A 26,143-nucleotide genomic window follows, 5' to 3' on the forward strand; every position below is an offset into this window, starting at 1 on the left:
ACATCTGACAACTATTCATAAGGCTGATGGCTATGAATATTAGTCCTAAAAACAAGGATGCCCTGTCGGGCAACTTATTTATTGGCGACAATTTCCCAGACGCTAATCCGTTGGCGGTACTCGCGGAGCTCGATATATCCGCCTCGGTTATAGCGTCCGCCCCCTTGTCGCATTTTAGGTGGCTCCATTAACCCTCTCAATAAAAAATTGTAGTGCGATCGAAAACCTCGAACCGGTTTCTTGAAGAAGCCGGGATTTTTGATTTTAAGCAGTCAGTCGATTTTAGATTTTAGATTTTAGATTTTAGATTTTAGATTGACTTCACATATGAATCTGGGAGCTTGAACTAGAGCTTAAAATTTGGGGCGGATGCCCGCTCCTATCGGAAACTTGTATCTGTCTTTGAGCGGGTTATTAAGTATATCCACGGAACAAAGGCCACACCAAGAAACTAGGTAAATGTAGGTAAAAGCGGGTTTATAAACAGGCTAAAAGTTTTACCTTGAATTAAGCAGAGCGATTTCGCTAGCAGTCATTAGTAATCTCTTAATAGATAAATTTTAATTTAATTGTTACCGTTTCTTAACCAAAAGTAGAGATGTGGGGGTTGCCAGAAGCGAGGAATCGGGACGGGGTTTGTGTTTCAAGTAGCAGGGCGATCGAGGAAATATCCGATCCCCAAGTCCGGCTGACACAAATCACTCATCAAGAGCCAATCGATCACATTTACTCCCGTAGTTGAATCACATAAATTTTGGCAAAATTAGTTAATACTGTCAAAAGTGAGTTCAAAAAAAACACATGATGACAACCCAAACGCTGTTACCTCAATTTACTATTGCAGAGCTAGTCTTTCAGGTATATCACTCCGGTCTGCTGACTCCCACTCACCGACAACAGCTCAAGATAGCCCTGTTAAATGACTGTCTTACCGAAGAAGATCAAACAGCCATCAACCGCTTGCTCCACGCCGTTCGCCGGGGCTGGCTGAAGGTTGTAGATTAAACTCGGTGCTAAATTTTTTGCCACTACTCTTTAAATGCACTGTCACTTGAAGGCAGAATTAAATCCCCTTAAAAAAATTAGGCATTAGCCTAACTGTAGGGTGCGCCACAGGCACCCTGCCGTTTTAACTTCTATTTTCTCAGCTTATTTAGTCACAGATTGTGCCGTCAGGCATCATGGCCTCTCTCAGATTCGCTTCATCTAAATTTGTCCCGCGCAAAGAAGCTTGATGCAAGTTTGCTCCCCGGAGATTTGCTCCCTTAAGGGAAACTCCGCTCAAATCTGCTTGATGGAGATTTGCACAGCTCAAGTTAGCTCCACTCAAATCGGCTCCCTTCAAATCAGCTTTTTCCAGATTTGCTTCCGTCAAGTTTGCCCAACTCAGATTTGCTTGAGTTAGGTGAGCACGGCTCAGGTCAGCTTGCGTTAAGTTCGCATCGGTTAAATTTGCTTTGCTCAGGTTGATTCCGCAAAGCTTGACTTCTGTCAAGTTGGCGCCTTGCAAGTTAGCGTTAACTGCATAAACTTGAATCAAAATTGCCCCCTGAAGGTTTGCATCTCTCATGTCTGCACCCCTGAGACTCGCCCCCGTTAAATCGGCTCCGCTGAAGACGACACTCCGCAAGATGGCGCCGCTCAAGTTCGCTCCCACGGCTTCGCTTTCGCCAAAATTAGCGGACATGAGGTTGGCTTGGGAGAGGTTGGCTTGACTGATATCTGCTTGATACAGATTAGCTCTGTAGAGGGTGAGACCGATCGAATTTGCACCTTTTAAATTAGCGTGACTCAGGTCAATATCGCGCAAATTTGTCCTTGACATATTGGCACCGCTCAGGTCTACTTTGTGAAAAACCCGTTCTCCGGCTGCATACCGTCTGAGAAGTTCATCTGCATCCATGTCATTTTCCCCAAAATAATTAATAATACCTTTGATATTTAAATAATATTAGGAATGAGTGACCTTTACGTTTCTTGGGCTGAGTACCATCGGAAAATTGAGGATTTGGCTGTAAAAATTGAGGAATCTCGGTGGAAATTCGATCGAATTGTCTGTCTGGCGAGGGGAGGGCTGCGGGTTGGAGATACTCTGTCGCGGATTTTCGACAAACCTCTGGCGATTTTAGCGGCCTCGTCCTATGGTGGGGCCGAGGGAAATGTCCGGGGCGCGATCGAGTTTGCCCGCGATTTGACAATGGTGGGCGATAATTTGGGCAGCAGCATTCTCCTGATTGACGATTTGGTGGATTCGGGAATTAGTTTGAACCAAGGTATCGCTTGGCTCAAGAGTCGCTACGGCGAGGATATTCAGGAAATTCGGACTGCTGTACTCTGGTACAAGGCTTGTTCTGTTGCCAAGCCGGATTATTATGTAGATTATTTGGCTGACAATCCTTGGATTCACCAACCTTTTGAAATGTACGAAAAGATGAGTGCGGCTGATTTGGTGGGGAAAGTCAATCGATTTTAGATTTTAGATTTTAGATTAAAGAATTGAAGCATTGACTTGCGCGACATAAATACGTTCGGCAAGTTTCATCGGATACAGGTTTTTTATTTTTGGACGGATCGATCGCGTGGCGGGTATCCTGGATGCGGGAATTGTCAAAAATTAGTATAACCCGCCCTCAACGGAGTCTTTGATTTGTAGTTGCTCTTTTGCCCAAGCTCGAAATGCTCTGATTGTCGGGCTTCGGCCTTGGGTGTTGGCGCGATCGACATATTCGGGAATTACATCAATAATGGGAAAGTCGGGGAAATTTTGGCTGGTATCGGACTCAGTATATTTTCCCTCTTGAAGCAGATAGATTTTCAGGGTTCGCCCGTCATATCTCCAAAGTTCCGGCACTTTCAAAGCTTGATAGCTGTTTAAAGCGGTTGGTGAAGAGTTGTCAATCTCGATCGCTAAATCGGGAGGCGGGTCTACTGTTAAATCTATTCGATCCTTGCCTCTGACAGCAGCTTCATTTTGAATGTAGAAACAGTCATCAGGTTCTACGCCGCTCAGCATTTCTTTACTTTTGAACGTAGTGGAACCTAAAACATCACAATCAATATTAAGCTCTTCCAGCATTAACTTAACGAAGTCGCCAATCAATGACTTAGCTTTTTCATGTTTTGGTAGTGGCATTCTGATTTCCAGTGTTTCTTTGTAATAAGTAAGTCGAATGGCGTAACCTTCTCCTAACTCGTCTAGGATAGACGAATACATTTCCCAGCTAACATTTTGTAACTGCACTTTATTGCCGGGGGGGACAATTAGTTGATTCAGTTCAAATACTGTGGATTTGGTTTCAGTTTGCATCGGTTGCTTCTAGGAATGGGACTCATATCATGTCCGATCGATTAACCATAATATCCCGGTCGGGGCGGGTTTTTGAGGTTGTCAATTATTGGCTGGTGTTGTTGGTGAACCCGCCCCTACGAAAATCGCGGTCGATCGACCGGACATGATATCATAGCTCTATTTTATCAAGGGATTGAAGAATCGATCGCCCAAAACTTTGATTTGGCTTTAGCTGCTATTTTGAACTTTTTGGCATAGTCCGCCAGGGGTTAAAAACTCCTGTCTCATAGAAGACAGTCCTCTGAAAGAGGACTGGATATTTATCAAGGTTGGGCAGTCGGTTTCAACTGAGATATTGCACCATTCTCAACAAGCTTTTTATGAACAGGCAAGATGCCTGTTCCACAAACAGTGAATTTTCTTGTGGAACAGGCATCTTGCCTGTTCTTGAGAATGGTGCAAAATGTGAGTTTTAACCAAATTTAGCTATGAGACGGGGAATTAATTCCCCGGCCCTCTTGTGGGTAAATGCAAGTCGGCTGATACAATTAGCGAACCGAAAGAATCCGATCGCCCAATTCCACACTATCTGCCAAAACTTCCTGCCGCGCCCACCTATCCGCCGCCAAAATATCGTCTAAACCAGGGCTTTCACAGTTATCGGCTTGATGTTTGTCGCAGGTCTTCTCAATCAACTTCGGAATATCCAAAAACTGGATTTTTTCCTCCAAAAATAGCGCTACCGCCTGTTCGTTTGCCGCATTCAGCACCGCCGGCATCGAACCGCCCGCACGTCCCGCCGCATAAGCCAACTGCATACAAGGATACTTTTCGTGGTCTGGTTCTCGGAAAGTCAAATCACCGGATTTTACCAAATCCAACTGCGGCCAATCCGTATGAATTCGCTCCGGCCAAGACAAAGCGTAAAGCAGCGGCAAACGCATATCCGGCCACCCCAATTGCGCCAAAACCGATGTATCTTGCAGCTCAATTAACGAGTGAATTATGCTCTGGGGATGGATGACAATATCAATGTCGTCATAATCCATTCCGAATAAGTAATGAGCCTCAATTACTTCTAATCCTTTATTCATCAAAGTAGCAGAATCGATCGTGATTTTGGGCCCCATCGACCAATTCGGATGTTTTAAAGCATCGGCTACTGTTACTCCTGCTAATTTGTCGATCGGCAAATCTCGAAAAGAACCCCCCGAAGCAGTGAGAATAATTCGCCGCAACCCGCCAACCTTAACACCTTGGAGACACTGAAAAATTGCTGAATGTTCCGAGTCAGCAGGTAATATTTTAACTCCGTATTTTTCGATTAAGGGGTTGACAACGGGGCCCCCTGCGATTAATGTTTCTTTATTGGCTAAGGCAATATCTTTGCCTGCTTTGATAGCCGCAATTGTTGGCAGCAAACCGGCACAGCCAACTATGCCGGTGACGACGGCTTGAGCGTCGCCGTATTGGGCAACTTCGACAACGCCTGACTCGCCAGCAAGTAAAATAGGTTGAGGGTCGATGTCTGCGATCGCCTCCTTCAATTCCAGTAATTGATCTTCGTCGCAAATCGCCACAATTTCCGGTCGAAACTGGCGAATTTGCTGGGCCAGCAACGTTACATTTCGTCCGGCGGTTAACCCGACAATCCGAAATTGATCGGGGTATTGAGCTACAATATCCAGAGTTTGAGTGCCGATCGAGCCTGTGGAGCCGAGAAGAGTTATTGCTTTCACAATTTTTTAATGTTTTGTGGATTATTCTAATATTACGATTGCGGGGATAAAAATTATTGGTTAACTATTGCGTGGAAAGCACATTCGATGGAATCATATTTTGAGTGACCACAAGGTGCCAGATTTCATGCAGAATAGGGAAAATTTTGCTGATGACCGTGAGGACATCAGTGTGTCGATCGCCGAAAATGTAGAGGAAGGTCGATCGCGGCTACCGTCGAGTTTGGTTGGGGCGATCGCGACTGCGGCGGCAATTTTCTTTTTGTGTAGCAGTTTGCGGCACGCTTTATTCCAATCAACTGCTTTCGATTTGGGAATTTTTGACCAAGCAATTTACTTAATCGCCCAAAACCAAACGCCTTTTTCTTCTTTAATGGGGATTCATATTTTGGGCGATCACGCAGCGGTAATATATTATCCGCTAGCTTTGCTGTACAAAATTTCCCCGGATGTGCATTGGCTGCTGTTTGTACAAGCAGTTGCATTATCCCTGGGGGCTTGGCCTACCTGGAGTTTAGCGCGTTTGGCAGGTTTAAATCAAGAACAATCCCGCGCGATCGCATTAATTTATTTGCTCTATCCGGTGGTATTTAACATCAATTTATTTGATTTTCACCCGGAAGTAATCGCTTTACCCGCACTTTTTGCCGCAATTTTGGCGGCGCGTTTAAATAAAATTGTGTGGTTTTGTGCAGCTATTTTGTTAGTTCTAAGTTGCAAGGCGGTTTTGTCTATAACCGTTGCTGCTGTGGGTTTATGGCTGTTCTTTTGCGAAAAAAAGCAACGGTACGGGGCGATCGCACTTTTGCTAGGTGCAGCTTGGTTTTTGATAGCTTCCCAGAAAATAATCCCCTTCTTTAGTGGCAGCGAAGTAGCTGGAGTCGGGCGCTACAGCTATTTAGGCAAATCCGTACTAGAAATCATCATCAATCTCATATTAAAACCACAGTTAGTATTAGGAAAAATCCTTTCCTTCGATACATTCAAATATTTATTCCTCCTCACCTTACCTGTGAGTTGGCTGCTATTGCCCTTCTCTGGAAAACTACGCCTACAATATCTAACAGCCCTAATTCCTGCCATCCCTACCCTCCTGATCAATATCCTCTCTGACTTGCCATTTCAACGCAGCTTAGCCTATCAGTATTCAGTACCTGTAATTCCCTTTTTATTTTTAGCAGCGATAGCGAAGGAAGAAACCAGGAAGAGGGAAGAAATAAAAGCCAACAAGGAAGAGGACAAAGCAAATAAGCAACTGTTTTTAACATGGGTAAATCTGCCACCAATTAAAAATTTCCGAATTTCTCAACTTTGGCAGGGAATTCAATTGCCGAGAATCATGATAATTTGGTCGTTAATAATTTTCCTATTCCTAGGCGAATATAAAGATTTTTATCTGTACCTAAATAGACTAGATACCTGGCAAGCTACACGCGAAGCAGCCGCACAAGTTCAACCCCAAAGCAGTATTCTAACAGATAATAGACTTGCCCCTCACTTTACCCACCGCCCAATAGTAAAATTGCTGTCACAAATTTCGCCCCAAACAAATTTAGCTGAATTTCAATACATATTATTAAACCTGCGCCATCCCTGGCCAGATACTGAAAAACTTGGTGCTGCTTTAGCAAATCAACTAAAAAGCTCTCCAGATTTTAAGTTAACTTATCAAAAAAACGAAGTTCTGCTATTTAAACGAAGCGCTGATTAAAACAATAAAATGCTAACTTTAAAATCCCTAAAAAATCATCCAATATTTTTAATGATTGGCGCAACAACGATAGTCTTATTTACCGCCAGCAGCGCGCGGCACGCTTTGTTTCAGTCAACAGCATTCGACTTAGCAATTTTTGACCAAGCAATTTATTTAATCTCCCAAAATCAAACGCCATTTTCCTCTTTAATGGCAATAAATATTTGGGGAGATCACGCCGCTTTTATTTTCTATCCACTAGCTTTACTTTACAAAATATATCCAGATGTTCGCTGGCTTTTTTTAGTGCAAGCTGTTTCCCTAGCTTTAGGCGCTTGGCCGAGTTGGAGTTTGGCACGTCAAGCCGGATTAAACGAACGAAAAGCAATTGCAATTTCAGCCCTATATCTGCTTTATCCCGCAGTATTTAATGTCAATCTCTTCGACTTCCACCCAGAAGTAATTGCTTTACCAGCATTGCTAGCGGCAATCTTAGCCGCGAGGCTGAATAAAACCTTGTGGTTTTGTGCTGCTATTGTATTAGTTTTGATCTGCAAAGCCGTGCTATCTTTAACTGTGGCTGCGATGGGTTTGTGGCTGTTGTGTTTTGACAAAAAACGCAATTGCGGGCTCATAGCTCTATTTCTAGGCGCGGGTTGGTTTCTGGTAGTTACTCAGGCAGTTATACCGTATTTTAATCAGGGAAGAGAACACGCGGGGATCGGGCGATATCAATATTTGGGAAACTCTGTTTTTGAAATTGCTATTAATTTAATAGTGAAACCCAATCTAGTTTTAGGGCGTTTGTTTTCTTTAGATACTTTGGGATATTTAGCGTTATTGCTATTACCTATAATTTGGTGGCTGTCCCCGCGTCATCTGTCATCTTTAATTAGTGCTGTGCCGATGTTGGCGATGAATATTCTTTCCGATATCCCCGCTCAGCGGGATTTAATTCATCAATATTCAGTGCCGGTATTGCCGTTTTTGTTGGTAGCCGTAATTTCCAGTTTAGCAGCTAGCGATCGGCAAAAGGGAAAGACAATATTTGATAGATTGCCAATTCCTAGTTATCCATTGCCTAGAGTCATTGTAATTTGGTCGTTGATTGCTTTCTTAGCTTTAGCGAAGTACGGCTATTTTTGGACTATTTATTTAAAGGGGATCGACACTTTGCCAGCTACCAGAGAAGCAATTTCTCTTGTTGAAACCAAAGGCAGTGTTTTAACAAATGCTCAGATTGCTCCGCACTTAGCGCACCGCCCTGTAGTAAAATTAACTCAGGCTGACGCGCCGCCTGCAAATCTCGGAGAATTTGATTATGTATTGCTGAATCTGAGATATCCTGGCTGGATGAGCGATCGAGCTTTTGTGGAAAACCTAGTAACTCAACTAAAAAACACCCCTCAATTTCAACTTAAATATCAGCAAGACGACATTTATCTATTTACTAAGAGTCATTAGTTATTAGTTAAGCGAGGTAGATGCAATGGTAAACGAATCTTCTCAACCTCGCATCACCAGCAAAGAAACCGGGTTTTTAGCCGCATCTGTCAGTCCTAGCAAAATTCTCGCACAAAAACCCGGTTTCTGGCCAATGTCGAACAGCTTAGATGCAATGGTAAACGAATCTTCTCAACCTCGCATCACCAGCAAAGAAACCGGGTTTTTAGCCGAATCTGTCGGCCCTAGCAAAATTCTCGCACAAAAACCCGGTTTCTGGCCACCCGTGCGTAACTCCTGAAACTTTTAACTGTCAACTGTCAACTTTCAACGCCTTTCTTGCCAACTTCACGTAAGTTTTCACAGTTGCATAAGGCATTTCCAAATCAGCAGCAATATCGAGCAAAGATTCCCCCAATTCCCGGCGCACCAAAATCGTCGCCCAAGTTTCCGCAATCTCAGCAGCGCGACTTCCGCCTTTACGTTTTCTGCGCGCCATAAACTTCTGTGTCAATTCATCTATTCGCGCCGCCAGTACGCTTTGTATCGACACTTCAGGTAGCGCTTCTGTCAACCATTGCGATCGCGTTTTTCCCAATCCAAAAGTTGTTTTGTAGCCGGTGCCGCAATCAGGCGCTAACCGCCCCAAAGCATAAAATAATTGTACAAAATCAGGACGATTGTGAGCCGATCGCCCTAGACCAAATTCCACCGCCCCAGTGAATCCCGTTACCATGCCTTTTTTCCCCGCCGCTACCTTTTGCGACTCCAATTCGTGGCTGCTAATAATTGCATTTTCATCAATCCAGTTCAAAAATTCTGCTCGGTCAAAATTTACCACCGAAAAGTTATTTCAGCGGCGCAAATAGCTGTGAAAAACATTTTATATAACTGGCTAAGGGAAGTGATTGCCTTTGCTAGGAAAGCTTGTAGGAGTTACAAAACTAAGTTTGATGCTGGGCAAAAATGGGCTTTCGGCTGTTAATAATTGCTGGTAAGTTGTGGGAGCAAAAGCAATATCCCAAGAGCGAATTCGCAGCGGAGCATTTAGCAAATTTATCTCTTCGGGCAAATTTTGCAGCCACTGACTCAGCCACTGCACTACGGGCTTTGAAAGTCTTGTTACGTACCAGCGATAAATGCGATCGCCCAAAAGCTGAAATTCTTTGCCGCCAGGGAGCAAATCACCTTCCAATCCCGAAATAGTAAAGGCTTTTTCTGACAAGCGAATTTCAAAGGTGATACCCGCCACGTGATTTATCTCGCGCAAATCAATCCCAAATCGAAAATCGAAAATCCTCAAGAAAGAGCATTTATCCGTGGGGTAGCCTCTAAAATCTAAAATCTAAAATCTAAAATCTAAAATCGATTGACTGTTAATCGCGCAAAAGTTTCGATAAATCCGGGTCAGTTTCCTGTACTTGACGTAAAAACCAAGCGTGCAAACCTATAGCATACTGCGCGTACAGATAGCTAGCAGCGCCGGGAGTCAATTCAAGCAGTAATCCGACTAACTCGGTGTCAGCCGGCCAAATCAGCCCAGAAGCAGGAGATATTCGATCGCCTGTGCCGCTGCGGTTCGGGGAAGTTGCCATCAGATGCCGTGCCTATAGCCGTCACAGAAAGAGTGCCGTGCTATCTTAGCCGATTTTTATCCCCTTTGGGGGATGATAGTTAAGGGCGATCGATCGCCCAAATCTTTTGGTAGCTCGAAAAACTCGCTCTCCCGCCAGTTTCCCTCACCCTCCGGGATAGACAAAAACCACTAAAAAACCAACAACCTAAAACTCAATCTTTGTCAAGGTTTTCCTTCTTGTAAGTAAACAGAAATATACAAGTGTTTAAAATCACATACTGCGCTACAATTGTCAAAAGCTCGTAGCATCCTCAACTCCGATCCTAAACTATGAACACAACAGAAAAATCTAAACTATCCAACGAAAAAACTTTGGAGGCAATGAAGAATTTCTCCGAAACCTACGCCAAGCGCACGGGAACTTACTTTTGTTCCGAACCTTCCGTCACTGCTGTCGTGATAGAAGGACTAGCAAAACACAAGGATGAACTAGGCGCTCCCTTATGCCCTTGTCGCCATTACGAAGATAAAGAAGCCGAAGTAAAAGCCGCCTACTGGAACTGTCCCTGCATTCCCATGCGCGAGCGCAAAGAGTGTCACTGTATGTTATTTCTGACGCCAGATAACGATTTCGCTGGAACTAATCAGGAAATAGGAATGGATCAGATTCAAGCGGTCAGAGATACTATGTAATTAGTTAAGTAGGCGGTCGTGAAATGGCAGTAGTTTTGAAAATGCGTCGGAATTTTTCCTGTTTTTAAGACTTAGCTATTAAAAAAAAATCGATCGCCGCCTACTCAAACACACATCCGCCATCGAAAATCCCCAATCCCCAATCGAATGACAGAGGAAATCCCGATCGAGTTTTGGCAAGGTATCGAACAGTTTAACAGCCAAGAATTTTACGCTTGTCACGATATTTTAGAGGCGTTGTGGATGGAAGCCGGGGAGCCGGAAAAAAGGTTTTATCAGGGAATATTGCAAATTGCGGTCGCGCTTTATCACTTAGGAAATCAAAACTGGCGCGGTGCAGTAATCTTGCTGGGAGAAGGAATAAATCGGCTCAGTTATTATCAGCCTAGTTATGCTGGAATTGCTGTTGAAGACTTGCTCGGACAAAGTGCTAAACTTTTGAGCGCTTTGCAACAAGCTGGCCCGGAAAAAGTTGCTGATTTTTTACCTTTATTCGCAGGTACAGAAGTTGCAGGCTTGCAATTGCCGCGAATTATCAAAGTACCAAAAAGTTAAATAAAAGTTAAATAAATGTTTGTATTAGGGTGCAGTAGACTTTGCCTCTACACAGAGGAGGGCTGGCTTTCTTGCCCGCTTCCCAAGCAGATTAATTGACTGTGTAACGAGCATCTTGCCGGTTCCCGGTTAAGACAGTTGCAGCCACTGAGCAAAATAGCCAATTAAATTCGCTGTTGTCTTGCTAGGATAATTGGTTGAGACTATCGGGTCAATCGATCGACCTCACGGGAATCTTTCTGACCGTCAAGATAAAATATCTAACTGGATATAATCCCCTTCAGCAATTTCACAAATATTGAGGCTCCAAGCTTATGATGCCCTCCGCTAAACTACTCAATTCCAGACTATTCAAAGGATTATCGCTGCTTTTGCCCCTGACTCTGGCAGGCGCGATCGCCTCTCCCACCTACCCGCAAGCCGGGGCGCCCCGCACTCTCAGCGTGCGATCGGACATTCAAGAAGCCGACTCCAAAACCGGCATCGTGACAGCCCGCGGCAACGTCCAAATCAACTATCCAGCCCGCCAAATACAAGCAACCGCAGCTCAAGCTCAATACTTCAGCCGCGAGCGCCGGATCATTCTCAGCGGAGATGTTTACGTATTGCAGCAGGGCAACAGCCTGCGCGGCGAAACCATAACATACCTCATCGACGAAGGGCGGTTTATTGCCCTGCCCGACAACCCAGGACAGGTAGAATCTGTTTATCTGGTTGCCCCCGAACAAGATGCGGCAGCCCAAAATACATTGGGCTCCCCACGTCCAACTACAGCCCCCCGGTAACAGTGGCTCGCAGCAGCGAAATTTCGCCTCAGCCAAAACCTACTACTTGGGATAGATGCGAAATTTCGTCTTTATAAAAATCACCAACTTCAAAAGGTAAAATTTAAATTAGAGACTCGATCGCACAAAGCCGCAGTCTGAAATTAGCTTGTAGAGCTTGCCGGGAGCGAAAATGAAAATTGTACTCGAAAATATTCACAAATCCTACGGAAAACGCAATGTAGTTAGTCGCGTCAACCTGTCGGTAGCCCAAGGAGAAATCGTAGGATTGCTAGGCCCCAACGGTGCCGGCAAAACCACAACATTTTACATAGCAACCGGATTAGAAAAACCCAATCAAGGCACCGTTTGGCTAAACGATTTAGACATCACTAAATTGGCGATGCACCAGCGAGCGCATTTGGGAATTGGCTATCTCGCTCAAGAAGCAAGCATTTTCCGAAACATGAGCGTGCGCGACAACATTTTGTTAGTTTTAGAACAAACTCAAGTGCCCCGCTGGGAATGGCGAGAGCGAGTCGATTTCCTATTGCAAGAATTTCGCTTAGAAAAAATAGCATCTAGTTTGGGAATTCAAATCTCTGGGGGAGAAAGGCGGCGGACTGAACTGGCCAGAGCCTTAGCCGCAGGGCGAGACGGGCCGATGTTCCTATTTTTAGACGAACCGTTTGCAGGCGTCGATCCGATCGCCGTAGACGAAATTCAAACCATTATTGCTAAACTGCGCGATCGTAAAATCGGTATCCTCATCACAGATCACAACGTCCGAGAAACCCTCGAAATTACCGATCGAGCCTACATCATGCGAGACGGCCAAATTTTAGCCTCCGGGGCTGAAGAAGAACTCTACAGCAACCCTTTAGTGCGACAGTATTACTTAGGTGACAACTTCGTGCGCTAGCCTTTGATAGCAACCCCGAACGGAGTAGGGGCGGGTTCGCCCACAGATAAATATCCCAGCCCAAATATCCATAAACCCGCCCCCCCACGACTAGATTCAACTATCAAAACAAAACACATAATTGAAGAATTGAGAATTTAAATTTTAACTTGAGGAGCCAACTGCAAAAGCGCCAAAGTATGAAAATAGCACTATCCAAATCCTTCAATCCCCTTAACTGGCTGCCGCGAATTTCAGTAATGGACTGGTACATTACCAAAGAACTAATCGGCCCATTTTTATTTGGCGTCGGACTCTTTACATCCGTCGCCGTCACAGTTGGAGCCTTATTTGAATTAGTCCGCAGAGTAGCAGAATCCGGCCTCCCCTACGGCGCAGCCATAGAAATTTTTCTCCTGCAAATTCCCTACTTCGTAGTATTGGCTTTCCCCATGTCAATGCTGCTAGCAACCTTAATGGCTTACAGCCGAATGTCAAGCGACAGCGAACTCATCGCCCTCCGCAGTTGCGGAGTTAGCGTTTACCGATTAATACTGCCTGCTGTGATTATGAGTTTAATTGTTGCAGGCCTCACCTTTGCTTTGCAAGAGTTAGTTGTACCCGCCGCCAGCTACAGAGCTACTCTGACTTTAGACAGAGCCCTGAAGCGAGAAAAACCGACATTTCAAGATAGAAATATTATTTACACAGAATTTCGCAAACCAGAAAAAGGCGGCGACGAAATCCTCGCCCGCTTTTTTTATGCAGAACAGTTTGACGGCCAGCAAATGAAAGGTTTAACAATTATCGATCGCTCCACCCCTGGCCTCAATCAAATCGTTTCTTCAGAATCCGCTACTTGGAATCCCTCAGAAAATACCTGGGATTTTTTCAACGGAACCGCTTATATAGTAGCTCCTGACGGCTCTTACCGCAATATAGTCAGGTTTCAACACCAGCAGTTGCAACTGCCCCGCACGCCCTTAGATTTAGCTGCCAGAGCGCGGGATTTTAAGGAAATGAACATTGCCCAAGCTTTAGAGCGTTTAGATATCCTTAAAAACAGCGGCGACGAACCGCAAATTCGCAAATTAAAGGTGCGAATTCAAGAAAAATATGCTTTTCCTTTCGTGTGCATGGTATTTGGTTTAGTGGGAGCCGCTTTGGGAACTCAACCGCGACGCTCCGGCAGAGGAACGAGTTTTGGTATTAGCGTAGTTGTGATTTTTACTTACTACGTATTTTCTTTCATCACCAGTTCTATGGGCGTGAAAGCTGTTTTGACTCCGATTCTTTCCGCTTGGCTGCCGATCGTGTTTGGTTTGGGAATCGGAGGATTATTGTTGGCGCGGGCTGCCGCTAGGTAAGTTTTACCACTAACATTGGGAATTGGGAATTGGGAATTGATAATATCGTTTTCGGGGCCCAACTTCCATCATTTAAGGATTAGCAAAAGTATTGATTTCGCCACCGCCAATGTAGCGTCCCGGAGCCAGGGAGCCTGGTGTAGCAAAAGTTTGAGGTTGAATGGGCTGCACGCCCTGATTGGTATTTTGGGGAACAACTCCAAAGTTAGGCTGCTGTGGTAAATTAAGCTGACTCGGTGGAGGTGTTTGAAATTGAGAATTCGCTGAATTGGGAGAGAATTGAGGGCTAATTATCTTGCTTGGGCCGAGCGCACTTGGAAAGGGAGATGGACTGACATTCGGAAGTAGAGGCGTTGGCGAAGGTATGGCTACTGGAAGTGCCACAGGTTGAACTTCTGGTGCGAAGCCGGAACCAGATAAATCAGTTTGGTAGGGATTTTTCGGCAAAGCCACCGTTGCAGCCCCTGCATTAATTTCCGGGAGGTTCGGTACTCTGGAAGTTAACCCCGCCGATGATTCAGGGACTGTAGCTGTCGGTTTTAAGAATTCTTGAGATTCCTTGCTCGCAGTATTTGTCGGAGCCACAAGTGGCAGAAGTGCTGTGGGAACATTCACAGGATTTGCTCCTCCTTGAGCTGTAGCGGTCGTTGGGAGCAAATTTGTCGCATTTCCTGCAGCAGGATCGGAAGCCGGTCGATCGAGCAATTTAGCCGATTCTGCTGTTTTCTCATCCGAAGCCGCCGTTGGCGAAGTGTTAGCAACGACGTATTTTTTCATAGCTGCTTGCAGCGGACTCAAAGGCAGAGAATTTTCGTTTTGTTTACCTGAATTAGCATCGCTAGACGCCTCGGATAAAATTGCTGTCGCTGTACCCCCAGACTCAGGCTTAATCGTTTTTATCCCGGAAGTTAGTCTCTCGCTGCTAGATAAACTCAATGCTGATGTTGCGTTTGAACTTGGCAAGCTGGAATTTTGGGGGTTATTGTTTCCGGCCTCGACAGCAGGATTTGCTAAATTTGGCAAGGAGAAAAATCCGCTGCTTCCTACCTGCTTGGGTGCTGAAGATGGCTGAGGAGTTTCTAAGTCCCGATCTCGAAGTTCCTCGAATAAACCTTTGCTTTTTACTGCTGATGAATTTAACAAGTTCAGTTCGGAAGCAGTAGATCCATTAAACTGATTGACTAGCACTGGTGAGCTGTCGATTTCAGCCGCAATGGCGGTATCTTCAGCAGATAGTCCCGATAGCGAAGCTGGAGTGTTTGAGGCTGGTTCTTCTTCGCCATCTATACTCAACCTTTCTGGATTTACAGAGACCTCCCAGATAAATAACCCCCCCGCACACAGCACGGCTAAGGGAGCCCAAACCGCCGGTTGCGTCCAGTGGCGCAACCGCGCTATTAGATAGCGGACAGATGTAGGAACTCGCTTAAAAATTGACATAGTTTTGCTTCCTTCCGAGCCTGCGGATTTAAAACTATTTTTCCTAGTCTACCACATGAATGTTGATTATTTTTGCTATGGAATGAGAATTAAATAACTTCCACTCTTGAAAGTGGGATGGGCTCTTATAGCCCTTCCTTTTTGGACGGGCTATAAGAGCCCATCCCACAATAACAATTAAAATTATAAGTTATTTAATTCGCGATACTATGCCGGGGTAAGTGCGATCGGGAGCATCTCGGTTTGGCTTTTACTGTCGGTGTGCGATCGTCCGGCTCGCTATATTTATAGACTTTGCTGTGTGGGACGGCTGGGAGTTCCCAAAAACGCTTTTTACTTTCTGCCCAGATGCTCCGAGTACGATCGAACTTTTGATTGAAAGTTGCGAAAGCTGAATGCAACCGGTGAAAATCCATAAAGCACTGGTAGAAAGATGTCTTGCTTTCCTTAAATCAAGAGGCATAAGATGATAATATGTTAGAGGATGTAGTCCCCTGTCTGCCCAGTATGTCAGCAGATCGACCTCAAACCAAAATGTCAAGGTAAAATTGGCAATTGCTCAGAACAACACGAATAGGAAAGTTGAGAGGAAATTAATGAAAAAAGTAGTTGAAGTATTAGCAAATCGGGAACAACTAATAGATCGATCGCTGGAGATTGTGCTGTCGAAAATCTCAGAAGCCATAGCAGAACGCGGACTTTGTACGATCGCCGCAGCGGGCGGAAGCACACCAGAACCGCTCTACAGATCGATCGCAGCCCAAGACCTGGCTTGGGACAAAATTCACGTTTTCTGGGGCGACGAACGCTACGTTCCCCCAGAACACCCAGACAGCAATCAAAAAATGGCGCGCCTCGCGTGGCTCGATCGAGTGAATATCCCCGCCAGCAACATCCACCCCATGCCCACAGGCGCCGGCGACCCCGCAGCCGACGCAGCAGCGCACCAAACAGAATTGCAGCAGTTCTTCAAAGTATCCGAGGGCGAGTTTCCTGCCTTCGACATCATTTTATTGGGCATAGGAGACGACGCCCACACAGCCTCTCTATTTCCCGGCACAGCAGCCTTGGAAGTCCGCGATGCCCTAGTAACTGTCGGCAACAAAGACGGTCAACCCCGCATTACCTTTACAGTCCCATTAATCAACCGGGCCCGGTGCGTCATCTTCATGGTTGCAGGATCCAGCAAACAACCCGCCCTCACTCAAATTTTTGCCCCCGCAGCCGACGAAATGACCTATCCAGCCAGACTCGTTCAACCAGAAGGCGAACTTTGGTGGCTGCTCGATGCGGCGGCTGGCGAAGCAGTAAAATAATAGCCGACAGAGCAGCCAGCGTGCCAGCACAGTCAGCATTATCACTAACTGCATCTTGCCCATTACAGCTAACGTCACGGCGTCAGCTCAGTTGCTAGTATTAGAAGCAATATAAGAATTGTGGCGGTTAAAGTTAAAATTTGACCATATACACGAGTATTTTTGTCAGGAACCTCAGCCCTGACGGCATGAGGCTTGAAAGAGAAATCTAACAAGCCATTCAGACGGGCTATCGTCTTAACAGACTACGTTTTGTGAGTAACGACACCCGCTTGATACGAAGCTAGTCCCTTGCTCTGTCGCTAGTGGTTAAACAGTTCTCCGGTAACAGGAACAGTGCTGCTAGCCCGCGCAAGCTCAGAAAACATTGACCGACAAGCTAACTTTACCCCAGAAATGGGAGATTGAGGACAACCATATCCTCACGGGGGGCAACCATACCCCCCTACCCCGCAAGGGGATTCAATTCAATGTAAAGCCGTCCTGTAAGGACGGGGTTTCAGACCCAAAAACTTTTGATGAGGCTGATTTGAAAATCTGGCCGATAGCAAGGAGAAATCGATGATTGTCTGTCCCAATTGCAATCACCAGAACCCCGACGGGGCCAGCCAGTGTGAGGCTTGCTACACGCCTTTACCTGCTACCGCAAGTTGCTCGAACTGCGGTGCAGCAGTTCAGACAGATGCAGCATTTTGCGGCCAGTGTGGCTTTAACTTACGTCCGGGTGCCATAGTTCCAGAAGTTGAGGTGACAGTACCGTCCCCCTCGCCTCTAGGCCCCACAGTGGTATCGTCACCGGCGCCCGATTTAGTGCCGCCCGATCCTCTGATGGCAATGGAACCTCTAGTTACCCTGAATAAGGGTCTCAACTTGGAAAAAACTCCCGCCAGCATTCCGACGATTCCAGATCCCCCGCCTTCGCCCTCGGTTCCTGTTACAACTGAATCGGTGGCAACACCAGTAAATATCTCTCCTCCGCTTCCGGGCCCACCGCCAGCAGGTGTAGCTAAAACTCAACTGCAACAGCAGTCGGCGCGCCTGCTACACGTTCAGACAAATACGCCGATGGAATTGCCTCACAGTCTGTCTGTGGTTCACATAGGCAAGCCAAATGACTTAGTGCCGCCGGATATTGATGTTTCGGGATTTGCTAATTCTGAGATAGTTTCTCGGGTACACGCAAATCTCCGGGTGGAGGGAGATGCCTGCTACCTAGAAGATGTAGGCAGTTCCAACGGCACTTACGTCAACAATACTCCGCTACCCAAGGGAAACCGCCACCGGTTGCGACCGGGAGATCGCATCTCTCTGGGGAAAGGAGACCTGGTTACGTTTTTATTTCAAATCTCTTAGAGCGAGTTTGGATTGGGCGATCGAAAGTCTAAAATCTAAAATCGCATCTTGAGGCGCTCAACCAAAACTCAATGCTGCCAATGTGATTAAGCTGACCTTGCTACATCCACTCCAGTCTATACCCGTCCGCAGTTGGATCTTTGAAGACGAGCAGGTCGTGCGGATCGGGCGCTCGACCGAAAACCACGTCGTTCTTTTTAGCGCTGTGGTTTCTCGTCGCCACATCGAATTGCGGCGCAGCGGCATAACTTGGGAACTGATCAATTTAGGTACCAACGGCACTTACCTCGATGGTAAGCCGATCGCTAAGGTTCCCATTGTGGACGGTCTGATCGTTCACTTGGCTCGCTCTGGGCCGAAAATTCAAATCAACGTAGGCCCGAATCAGTCCTCCGTCCAGTTAGGACTTCTTAGCGTCAAGCCCAGGGAGGCTAAGGAAATTAACGCTCCCTCGGCCGGCGTGCAAATGAGCACGATTCCTGTTCCCGACCACAAAGAAGTTGGCACTTCCAGGGAAGAGGACGAGTTAACCCAGGCAGATAATAATCGCCATTATTCGGAAGAAGAATATTAAATCGGCTTCTTTGGACGATCGACATTTTTCAAAGGCGACACTCAGGAGTTTATTTATGAGTACATCACCACAGATTGTTAGGCGCAGCGAACTGCAGGGGCGCCGCACCATCGACCGCAGAACGGCGGAAGAGGTCGGCAGGGTAGATCGGGTTTGGCTCGATGCTCACTCCCAACGGGCAATCGGCTTTACTTGCAAGTCGGGACTTTTGGGGAGCAAAAAAACTTGGTTCGCTTGGGCGCAAGTAGATACGGTGGGGGAAAATGTTTTTGTCACCATTAACCCGGAACTGCCGGAACTTCATCAGCCGGAACAAGCTGTTTGTCCGATCGGGCTTGAGGTGCTCACGGACGCTGGAAATAAGGCAGGTGCAGTGGTTGACTACCTTTTTGATGTCCGCACGGGTTCAGTCACCCACTACCTATTTAAATCGAGCGGCTGGCGCGGTGTTTTAGACGACATTTACTTGTTACCTGTGGCAGCTATTTCGACCATCGGCAGCAAGCGGGCGATCGTCTCTGAAGCTGCTGTATCGGAGCCAGTGCAGTACGCGGAGGGACTGCACAAAAAAGTCGGTCTGGTAGCAGAGTTTTTACATGAAGATTTCGACAGAACTCTCAAAAATGTGGCAGGCGTGAAGCGGGGCGCTCAAAGTCTGGCGGAAAAATTCCAAGATAAAGCTCTCGAAGTCAGGGATGTAGCTCAAGAAAAAGTTGCAGAGTTGAAGCGGCAAAGGCAAGAATCTGTCCCGCCCGATCCGAATCCGGAGCCGCCTGAGTCAGATTTGAGCTGAAGTTTGGCCTTCCCGCTCGCTGGGGGACTAATTGCCGATCGCATTTGGGGACCGCGCGCGAGGAAGGTCGATCGGTACTTTCGCTATGAGAGATTGATGCCTTGTCGCTCAAAATTCCAGTGCTGCTCAAAGCATTGTATTTTAAAGGTATTGCATCAATAAGGAAAATGTTAGCAACTCAAAATGACCTATGCTGTTTGATACAACTCACATCTTGCACTATTCTCAAGAACGGGCAAGATGCCTGTTCCACAAAGAGTGAACTTTCTTGTGAAACAGGCATCTTGCCGCTCCCTAAACAAGTAATTGAGAATGGTGCAACATCTCAGATACAATCAACAAGTATTTTATCTAGAGACTCCAGGATTAATAATTGGTTAACTTCTTTCTTTATAAACAGCAAGTCGTTGAGCAGTGACTGTCGCCCGACCGAGAAAACGAATCAGCGGTGCAAGCAGCACGGGTCTGAGTTAAATTCTCTGGTTCATCAGCGGGGAATGGATTATTTAGCCGATCGAATTGAGCGACTCACCCATCGGCAGAATCGCTCCCTCACAGACCAAATTAATCAAGCGGTTAAAACCGCTGTCCGTCACTGGGAAGTTCACCCGATTTATCACATCGTGTTTGGTTGTTACCGAGTACCGCAAAAATTTGCCCCTGCGCCAAAAGCTAACCCTCAAAAGTTGTTTCAAATACCTCAAGCAGCCAAAAGTTGGAATTTTAGGGCAGATAGGGGGAATATTCGCCCACTGACGACGGCTTTAAAAAGCAAATTTTTTGCAGTTTTCTGGCAAAAAATCTCTCTGGAAGTATCCCCATTGCTGTCTGGCGGTGGAGTGTCAAAACATCAGTGATTACCTTAACTCTTTTACACCCTATCCAGTCTGTCCCTGTTCAAAGTTGGTGTTTTGAATCAGAACCCGTGGTTCGGATCGGTCGATCGAACGACAATGATGTAATTATTTACAGCGCTGTAGTTTCCCGCCACCACGTAGAACTGTGGAATCACGCTAATGGCTGGGAAATTATTAATTTTGGTGCTAACGGCACTTATGTAGATGATAGACCGATCGCTCAGGTGTCCGTTGTGGACGGCATGACAATTCGCTTGGGCAATTCCGGGCCAAAAATCAGGATTCGGGTGGGCGCAACGAATCAACCGGGCAAAATCATCAAGCCACCGCAGCGCGAACTCCGCCAAAAGGACGAAGTTTCAAAAGACAGGTCAACTCCTTTGCCGGGGGGCGTGGGAATCATCGAAGACGATGAACTTGGAGGGATCACTCAAATCGATCTTGACTGACCGGCAGCTATCTATCCCTGCTGGCTCGTTCCCACAAGTATCCCGATGCCCAAATCGAGCGTCTAAGTAATACTGTGGTAAGTTGCCTGATTTGTGCCTAATTATCCCTATACATTAATTAACAGCTTCTTTAGTAGGATTTCAGCCTTCTAAAGATAAGATAGGGGGGATTTCGATCGATCTTAGCTCACTTTCGCTGCTTGCCCAGCGGCGGTAATCGGAGAGCAACTGGTGCATCAACCGCTGTTTGACGCTCAGCAGTACGCTCTTGAGCAAAGCATTCCCCGTTGCTTCTAAAATGGGTTTGGGCGTCAGCCAAAACGGCGGCGGTAATTCTACTTGCACTTCCAAATCCGCTTTTCCCTTTAAGTATGCTACACCGCTGCTTTGGTGTACACAAAGCTTTCCTTTGAGATTGAGAGCAAAGCGATCGTTTATATAACCCACGCCGCGAATTTCGCAGGCGACGGACTCCAAATTGATTGTGCCATCCGACTGGGCCCACACCCTCATGTCTACTGTGGGTTGAATGCTCAGCATCATAAATTGTAACGGTCGCATTTTCAGGCGGAAACAGTCCTCGCTTAGCTGTTGTGTGCGACTTCGATCGACCAGGGCGTTCACCAGTCGCCTCGGCTGGCGCAGATAATGTTGAATGGGAACCCGTTCCTCTGGTACGGCGAGTTCAACGTATTGGGAAGAATAAAAGCGGATATACATGAGAAAATATCAAAATATAGGATTCCTAAGCATATCTTAATAAAGTATCACCTTTTCTAAGGTGACATAAGTTGCCCCCTAAGTCGCGAACCCAGCAATGTCATCCGAGAAATCACTGATAAAAGCTTTCGGGACATCGCTAATTTTTCATCATACTTCCTAGCTGATGAGAGTAAAGCAAACATTTGTAACCTAAAATTGCCTGTAAATGAAAATTTCGTTAGCGAAGCCCTCGAAGAGGATCGCACATCTCGGCCCTGTTGGTACAAATGCAGAAACAGCGGCTCTAGCTTATGTCAAGTGGTTGAGCCGGGAAACTAACTTGGAATGCACCCTGTGTCCTTATTCCACCATTTCTCAAGCGCTAGAGGCATCTGCCCTAGGGCAGGTTGATTATTCAGTTGTGCCCGTCGAAAATTCGATCGAAGGCAGCGTGACTGTCACCTTAGATACACTGTGGCGACTCGATCGACTCCGCATTCAACACGCCTTAGTTTTGCCAATTTCCCACGCCCTAGTGTCTCATGCTAAAAATTTTAACGAGATTAAAAAAGTTTACTCTCACCCGCAAGCGCTAGCTCAGTGTCAGGTATGGTTGGGGCAGTTTATTCCCTCAGCCCAATTAATTCCGGCGAATTCTACCACGGAAGCATTGCAATATCTGGAAGATACAAATGTAGCAGCGATATCTTCGCCAAGAGCTGCTGAACTTTACCATTTGCCAGTGTTAGCTCACCCCATTAATGATTATCCCGATAATTACACTCGATTTTGGGTACTCAGCAGGAGTGGTGGAGAAATCGCCAACGTAGAACCAAGGGATCCCTCATCCCTTAAATCCATTACACAATCTGCTTCTAAGTTGATCCTCGATGCTTCAACGTCTAATTGCACCCATACCTCACTAGCTTTTAGCGTACCTGCCAATATGCCGGGAGCACTGGTAAAACCTTTGCAAGTATTTGCCAGTCGCGGTATTAATTTAAGTCGGATTGAATCTAGACCGACTAAACGATCGCTCGGAGAATATATTTTCTTTATGGACGTTGAAGCTAACGCCTGCGAAGCATTTGTTCGATCGGCACTCGAAGAATTAAAAAATCACACCGAAACTTTAAAAATATTTGGTTGCTACAATGTACTGTCAGTAGTATAATTTATTTTTAAGTAAAACTTAGGAGGCTGGCGAGATGAATGCTGATGAACTTCTCAAGCGATACGCAGCCGGAGAAAGAAATTTTCATGAAACCAACTTGAAAGAGGCTTTTTTGCGAGAAGCTTTCCTAATTCATATTAATCTAGCCTGCGCGAATCTCAAAGAAATAAATTTTTCTTTGGCAAACTTAAGGGGGGCAACCTTAATAGCTGCCAAGCTCAAGAATGCTTGCCTGGTGATGACAAACCTCAATGGGGCTAACCTGAGCCGAGCCGATCTAACTTTCGCAAGATTAACAGGATCTGACCTGATTGAAGCAAACTTGGACAACGCCAACTTGAGCGACACCAAAATGATTGGTGTTAATTTGAGCGGAGCCAACTTGGAAAAAGCAAACTTGATGGAAGCAAACCTCCTAGATGCTTGCTTGGACAATACAAACCTCGAAGAAGCCAATCTCAGCGAGGCTAAACTGCGGGGAGCGAGTCTCAGAAGAGCCAACTTGAGAAACGCTTTTTTGTGTGAAAGTAACCTTGAGGGTGTAGATTTAAGCGGTGCTGATTTAAGCGGTGCTAATTTGAGCGGAGCATTTTTATGCGGGGCTAATCTGGAAGGAGCTAACTTAGATGAGGCAATTTTAAGTGGGGCGATACATTTTTGCGTCAGACAAGTTTGATCTCACACAATATATAACTGCAGAATCAGACAACTAAGGACTAAAAAATATACTATTGACTTGGCTGAAAGTGAAGTCTATTTGCTGCTGTACCTTAGCAAAATGAAGCTGCATCTTGAGGATCTCTTTCTTGGAATTAGCTTGAGCAATCTTACTTTCCAAAGCCAGCAAGTTGCGGTTGAGATTTTCTACTCGCACAGTTTGGTAGTCTAAGTCAATTTTTAGTTCAGCAGCCCGATCGACTTGAACCTGCTGGCGAACCACGGCGAGGCGGATTGAATTCTTATCCTGTGTCTGAAGAGCTAGCAAAGCTCGCTGCTGCCACTGGTTGGCTTGAGATTCAGCTTGATTGTACAGCCACTGAATCCGCAGTTGGGCGGAAATCGCACTGCCAACAGCCTGACGCAGTTCTTTGAGAGGTTCCTGAATTTCTAAGATTAATAGTTCCCAAAGATTCATCAGTTCGCTGGTAAATTCTTCGCGTTCTACAGAGGCTACCAGTGCTTCTAACAGCAACAAATTTGGTTGCATTTGCTGCGTAATTGTCTCAAATATTAACTGTGCTTCGGACATTTGCCGATCGTAATTTTTTTCTGAGACTGCACCGGATGAGTGCTTTAATATTTTTTCCGTGCTGTCTAACTCAGTTTCTGCATCTGAACTTGAAGCTACAAAGGCCTGTAATTTTTCGCGGGCGATCGAATTCAGCCTTTGTCGGAGCAAATCGCAGGCCGCCCGCTGCACTGGCCCGGTTTCGCTTTGACAAATCTGGATGACTATTTTTAAGCCAGCATCGCCGTAATTCAATGTCTCTCTCAGGGCGGCGATTCGATGTTCGCTGACTGAACTAGACAGCCGGTGTTTAACTCCTGCTAGTCCGCCGAGCACTACACCGCCCACAGGAGGTGGCAGTTGACCGCCTCTAACTGCATCGTATGGTTTCGGTTGGTCGTGATTTTCTAACACAAGCATCTAATTTTGGAACGGGCATCTTGCCCCTTCCACAAAAATAAATTTTTCTGTGGAACGGGCATCTTGCCCCTTCCTAGATAATTTTGTAAAAGGCCTATTAATTCTCAATTATTTAATCTCCAACGCGAAAATCTCCAATGCGAAAATCGTATGATTTCTATGTAATTTTGGGTTCAATGCAGGCAAAGTCGATCGTACTTTTTGCCTGCCCCATTGGCTACTTGAGGGTATCTTTAAGTACAGTCCTGGCTGCCAAGTGATTGCGAGTAGAAGTCAAAATTTCGGTTTCGCGTTCCAATCTCGCAGCAGTATCTTGCAATTCTAAAAGAGTTTGCTGTTCTGTCGCTGCGCCGTAAAGGTAGCTGGCTACCCAGTAGGACAATTCGGTGGGCAAACTGGGAATGTCTTCCGGCAGGTCGATCGGCTGATCCATCAATTTGCTGGAGAGGCGAACTACATCTCTGAGCAGTTGTTCGACATCTTTTCCCAAAGGTCTGAGGTCTTGTTGCGGCGGTGCGTCTTCAATCCATTCTACCAGACCGACTAAATAGGGTTTTTCCCGAACGGCGTCGAGCACTCGGAACCGCTGCTGGCCGAGAGTCATAATTTTCATGCGATCGTCGGGCAGGCGTTGGCAGTGAATCACTTCGGCGCAACAGCCAACGGCAGAGACTTTGTTTTGGTTGGGGTCCCACATGAGCACACCGAAACGCCGATCGCCCTCCAGAATCGTGTTCATCATGATTCGATAGCGAAACTCGAAGATTTGCAGCGGGAGAGGTCTACCTGGAAATAGAACCACTTCCGGCAACGGAAATAAGGGGAGTTCGCGAACTGCTACAGAGGAAGAGGATGCCATTGTCGCTCAAATGTGACGGTACTTGCGCTTATTTTTCTTACTTTAACTGATTAAAGGCAATTCCGAGCGGGGTGAGGGGCGATCGGGGGGAAATGCGACGCGGGCGATCGAGGCTTTGGGCTGATGCGTAGGATCGTAAACCGGGTTTTTCCTCAAAAATCCTTGGTTGTTACCCAGGTTTTTGCTTGGTGTGGGTGAGTTATCGCCCGTACTCTTGAACCACAAAAACCGGATGACTCAACCCGCGCTGATTCTGCTTTTTGATCCGAATTAGGCGATCGAGCAACGAATCAACTTGCTGAAGATAGGCATGAAGAATAGTAACTTGTCCCAGGTAATCTCGATCGTCTTTACAAACAATAATTCCTGCGTGGCGATCGCCACGACGGTGCAGCGCCACAAAATCATCGCGATTGAAGCTAATTACCGCCCGATTTTGTGCAGTCGCAAAGCGCAGAACCTCGTCATCAGGAATTCCTTGATTTGCTTGACCGGCATCATAAGAAGTTAAAACATCACTGTCGAGACTACGTAAATGCTCGACCATTGGGATCGGGAAATTTTCATTGGAATAAAGCCTCACCCTTTCAATCATCGGTTTGATGAGAAATAATAATACGATCGATTTCTTCGCGGTGGCGATCGTAATAACGCCAAGCATTCTCTAGATCGCGATCGTCCAAGACTGGATAATTCCGAAGTAACTCAGCATCATCAGCCCCCTGTTGGTGAAGCGAAACCAGTGTCCAAACAGGAATGCGGGTGTTGCGAATCCGGGCATTTCCTCCACAGACTCCAGGTGTACTCTGAATCGCCCTAGCTGAAAGTTTTTCTTGGAACAACAAACTCTCTTCAGGTGTCAGCGATTCAATGACTTGAATTAAGGAGTCAACCAACTGAATGTTCATAGCTGGTAATTGAAGAAATATCGAATAGCGATCGCTTAAACTATCATAGC

At 46.1% G+C, this 26,143-nt stretch carries 31 protein-coding genes; 19 read left to right on the plus strand and 12 right to left on the minus strand.

The genetic code is table 11. The features are described from left to right. The first annotated feature begins 804 nt into the window (after positions 1-804). Complete coding sequence (locus tag QUA50_RS04060) at positions 805-1,005, plus strand: hypothetical protein (protein ID WP_333260635.1); 201 nt, start codon at positions 805-807, stop codon at positions 1,003-1,005. Between the two features lie 148 nt (positions 1,006-1,153). Here QUA50_RS04060 and QUA50_RS04065 read toward each other — a convergent pair whose 3' ends face one another. Beyond that, a complete protein-coding gene (locus QUA50_RS04065) occupies positions 1,154-1,903 on the minus strand; it encodes a pentapeptide repeat-containing protein (RefSeq protein ID WP_333260618.1) in 750 nt (249 codons plus the stop codon). 54 nt (positions 1,904-1,957) lie between these two features. Between QUA50_RS04065 and QUA50_RS04070 the strand changes: the two genes are divergently transcribed. Continuing rightward, entirely contained in the window at positions 1,958-2,473 is a 516-nt protein-coding gene (locus QUA50_RS04070; protein ID WP_333260615.1) for a phosphoribosyltransferase family protein, read from the plus strand. Positions 2,474-2,614: 141 nt separating this feature from the next. Here the strand turns inward: QUA50_RS04070 and QUA50_RS04075 are convergent, their stop codons facing one another. Together QUA50_RS04075 and dxr are read right to left on the minus strand one after the other, a co-directional pair. After that, positions 2,615-3,307, minus strand: coding sequence for a Uma2 family endonuclease (locus QUA50_RS04075; protein ID WP_333260613.1), 693 nt, complete (start codon positions 3,305-3,307; stop codon positions 2,615-2,617). A gap of 530 nt (positions 3,308-3,837) precedes the next feature. After that, a complete protein-coding gene (gene dxr / locus QUA50_RS04080) occupies positions 3,838-5,028 on the minus strand; it encodes a 1-deoxy-D-xylulose-5-phosphate reductoisomerase (RefSeq protein WP_333260610.1) in 1,191 nt (396 codons plus the stop codon). A 127-nt stretch (positions 5,029-5,155) separates the two neighbouring features. On the opposite strand from dxr, the gene QUA50_RS04085 reads away from it, so the two are divergent. From QUA50_RS04085 to QUA50_RS04095, 3 genes are read left to right on the plus strand one after another with little or no spacing between them, the layout of a single operon-like run. Continuing rightward, positions 5,156-6,739 (plus strand): DUF2079 domain-containing protein, encoded by a 1,584-nt coding sequence (locus QUA50_RS04085; protein WP_333260607.1) that lies wholly within the window; start codon positions 5,156-5,158, stop codon positions 6,737-6,739. A 9-nt stretch (positions 6,740-6,748) separates the two neighbouring features. After that, positions 6,749-8,185 carry a DUF2079 domain-containing protein gene (locus QUA50_RS04090; protein ID WP_333260605.1) on the plus strand — a complete coding sequence of 479 codons (1,437 nt, stop codon included), beginning with the start codon at positions 6,749-6,751 and terminating at the stop codon, positions 8,183-8,185. Positions 8,186-8,210: 25 nt separating this feature from the next. After that, positions 8,211-8,465 (plus strand): hypothetical protein, encoded by a 255-nt coding sequence (locus QUA50_RS04095; protein ID WP_333260602.1) that lies wholly within the window; start codon positions 8,211-8,213, stop codon positions 8,463-8,465. 12 nt (positions 8,466-8,477) lie between these two features. On the opposite strand, the gene cas6 is transcribed toward QUA50_RS04095, so the two are convergent. The 3 genes from cas6 to QUA50_RS04110 all read right to left on the minus strand — a co-directional run bounded on the left by cas6 (position 8,478) and on the right by QUA50_RS04110 (position 9,759). Continuing rightward, on the minus strand, positions 8,478-9,005 hold the full coding sequence (gene cas6, locus QUA50_RS04100) for a CRISPR system precrRNA processing endoribonuclease RAMP protein Cas6 (RefSeq protein ID WP_333260599.1): 528 nt from the start codon (positions 9,003-9,005) through the stop codon (positions 8,478-8,480). A gap of 54 nt (positions 9,006-9,059) precedes the next feature. Beyond that, a complete protein-coding gene (locus tag QUA50_RS04105; RefSeq protein ID WP_333260596.1) occupies positions 9,060-9,416 on the minus strand; it encodes a hypothetical protein in 357 nt (118 codons plus the stop codon). 124 nt (positions 9,417-9,540) lie between these two features. Next, positions 9,541-9,759: a hypothetical protein gene (locus QUA50_RS04110; RefSeq protein WP_333260593.1), complete on the minus strand. Its 219-nt coding sequence runs from the start codon at positions 9,757-9,759 to the stop codon at positions 9,541-9,543. Positions 9,760-10,070: 311 nt separating this feature from the next. Between QUA50_RS04110 and QUA50_RS04115 the strand changes: the two genes are divergently transcribed. The 5 genes from QUA50_RS04115 to QUA50_RS04135 all read left to right on the plus strand — a co-directional run bounded on the left by QUA50_RS04115 (position 10,071) and on the right by QUA50_RS04135 (position 14,020). After that, positions 10,071-10,433, plus strand: a complete 363-nt coding sequence (locus QUA50_RS04115; protein ID WP_172186333.1) for a ferredoxin-thioredoxin reductase catalytic domain-containing protein — start codon at positions 10,071-10,073, stop codon at positions 10,431-10,433. 147 nt (positions 10,434-10,580) lie between these two features. Continuing rightward, a complete protein-coding gene (locus QUA50_RS04120; protein WP_333260590.1) occupies positions 10,581-10,988 on the plus strand; it encodes a DUF309 domain-containing protein in 408 nt (135 codons plus the stop codon). A gap of 314 nt (positions 10,989-11,302) precedes the next feature. After that, positions 11,303-11,773 carry an LptA/OstA family protein gene (locus QUA50_RS04125; protein WP_333260587.1) on the plus strand — a complete coding sequence of 157 codons (471 nt, stop codon included), beginning with the start codon at positions 11,303-11,305 and terminating at the stop codon, positions 11,771-11,773. 172 nt (positions 11,774-11,945) lie between these two features. Beyond that, entirely contained in the window at positions 11,946-12,674 is a 729-nt protein-coding gene (gene lptB, locus QUA50_RS04130) for an LPS export ABC transporter ATP-binding protein (RefSeq protein ID WP_333034782.1), read from the plus strand. A 179-nt stretch (positions 12,675-12,853) separates the two neighbouring features. After that, positions 12,854-14,020 carry an LptF/LptG family permease gene (locus QUA50_RS04135; protein ID WP_333260584.1) on the plus strand — a complete coding sequence of 389 codons (1,167 nt, stop codon included), beginning with the start codon at positions 12,854-12,856 and terminating at the stop codon, positions 14,018-14,020. Positions 14,021-14,092: 72 nt separating this feature from the next. Here QUA50_RS04135 and QUA50_RS04140 read toward each other — a convergent pair whose 3' ends face one another. Beyond that, positions 14,093-15,460 (minus strand): hypothetical protein, encoded by a 1,368-nt coding sequence (locus QUA50_RS04140; RefSeq protein ID WP_333260581.1) that lies wholly within the window; start codon positions 15,458-15,460, stop codon positions 14,093-14,095. Positions 15,461-15,681: 221 nt separating this feature from the next. On the opposite strand from QUA50_RS04140, the gene QUA50_RS04145 reads away from it, so the two are divergent. The 7 genes from QUA50_RS04145 (at position 15,682) to QUA50_RS04175 (ending at position 20,802) form a co-directional block, all read left to right on the plus strand. Beyond that, positions 15,682-15,855: a hypothetical protein gene (locus tag QUA50_RS04145; RefSeq protein WP_333298514.1), complete on the plus strand. Its 174-nt coding sequence runs from the start codon at positions 15,682-15,684 to the stop codon at positions 15,853-15,855. A 201-nt stretch (positions 15,856-16,056) separates the two neighbouring features. Continuing rightward, a complete protein-coding gene (pgl, locus tag QUA50_RS04150) occupies positions 16,057-16,776 on the plus strand; it encodes a 6-phosphogluconolactonase (protein WP_333260578.1) in 720 nt (239 codons plus the stop codon). A 561-nt stretch (positions 16,777-17,337) separates the two neighbouring features. Further along, positions 17,338-18,129, plus strand: a complete 792-nt coding sequence (locus QUA50_RS04155; protein ID WP_333260575.1) for an FHA domain-containing protein — start codon at positions 17,338-17,340, stop codon at positions 18,127-18,129. 82 nt (positions 18,130-18,211) lie between these two features. Next, entirely contained in the window at positions 18,212-18,703 is a 492-nt protein-coding gene (locus QUA50_RS04160) for an FHA domain-containing protein (protein ID WP_333260573.1), read from the plus strand. A gap of 55 nt (positions 18,704-18,758) precedes the next feature. After that, a complete protein-coding gene (locus QUA50_RS04165; protein ID WP_333260570.1) occupies positions 18,759-19,496 on the plus strand; it encodes a PRC-barrel domain-containing protein in 738 nt (245 codons plus the stop codon). 167 nt (positions 19,497-19,663) lie between these two features. Continuing rightward, on the plus strand, positions 19,664-20,353 hold the full coding sequence (locus QUA50_RS04170) for a hypothetical protein (protein ID WP_333298512.1): 690 nt from the start codon (positions 19,664-19,666) through the stop codon (positions 20,351-20,353). Then, positions 20,350-20,802 carry an FHA domain-containing protein gene (locus QUA50_RS04175; RefSeq protein ID WP_333260565.1) on the plus strand — a complete coding sequence of 151 codons (453 nt, stop codon included), beginning with the start codon at positions 20,350-20,352 and terminating at the stop codon, positions 20,800-20,802. The genes QUA50_RS04170 and QUA50_RS04175 overlap by 4 nt, the downstream gene beginning before the upstream one ends. Before the next feature lie 141 nt (positions 20,803-20,943). Here QUA50_RS04175 and QUA50_RS04180 read toward each other — a convergent pair whose 3' ends face one another. After that, positions 20,944-21,522 (minus strand): DUF1997 domain-containing protein, encoded by a 579-nt coding sequence (locus QUA50_RS04180; protein WP_333260562.1) that lies wholly within the window; start codon positions 21,520-21,522, stop codon positions 20,944-20,946. 208 nt (positions 21,523-21,730) lie between these two features. Between QUA50_RS04180 and pheA the strand changes: the two genes are divergently transcribed. Beyond that, positions 21,731-22,678 carry a prephenate dehydratase gene (pheA, locus tag QUA50_RS04185; protein ID WP_333260559.1) on the plus strand — a complete coding sequence of 316 codons (948 nt, stop codon included), beginning with the start codon at positions 21,731-21,733 and terminating at the stop codon, positions 22,676-22,678. Between the two features lie 34 nt (positions 22,679-22,712). Beyond that, a complete protein-coding gene (locus QUA50_RS04190) occupies positions 22,713-23,354 on the plus strand; it encodes a pentapeptide repeat-containing protein (protein ID WP_333260556.1) in 642 nt (213 codons plus the stop codon). Between the two features lie 33 nt (positions 23,355-23,387). On the opposite strand, the gene QUA50_RS04195 is transcribed toward QUA50_RS04190, so the two are convergent. From QUA50_RS04195 to QUA50_RS04210, 4 genes are all read right to left on the minus strand, one after another. Further along, a complete protein-coding gene (locus tag QUA50_RS04195; RefSeq protein WP_333260554.1) occupies positions 23,388-24,326 on the minus strand; it encodes a PspA/IM30 family protein in 939 nt (312 codons plus the stop codon). A 217-nt stretch (positions 24,327-24,543) separates the two neighbouring features. Beyond that, entirely contained in the window at positions 24,544-25,185 is a 642-nt protein-coding gene (locus tag QUA50_RS04200; RefSeq protein ID WP_015174045.1) for an LON peptidase substrate-binding domain-containing protein, read from the minus strand. A gap of 199 nt (positions 25,186-25,384) precedes the next feature. Then, complete coding sequence (locus tag QUA50_RS04205) at positions 25,385-25,780, minus strand: DUF5615 family PIN-like protein (protein WP_333260632.1); 396 nt, start codon at positions 25,778-25,780, stop codon at positions 25,385-25,387. Beyond that, on the minus strand, positions 25,773-26,093 hold the full coding sequence (locus QUA50_RS04210; protein WP_333153296.1) for a DUF433 domain-containing protein: 321 nt from the start codon (positions 26,091-26,093) through the stop codon (positions 25,773-25,775). Before QUA50_RS04210 ends, QUA50_RS04205 begins: the two co-directional genes overlap by 8 nt. Positions 26,094-26,143: the final 50 nt, after the last annotated feature.

The sequence above is a fragment of the Microcoleus sp. M2_D5 genome, from assembly GCF_036701935.1.
GTDB lineage: Bacteria > Cyanobacteriota > Cyanobacteriia > Cyanobacteriales > Microcoleaceae > Microcoleus.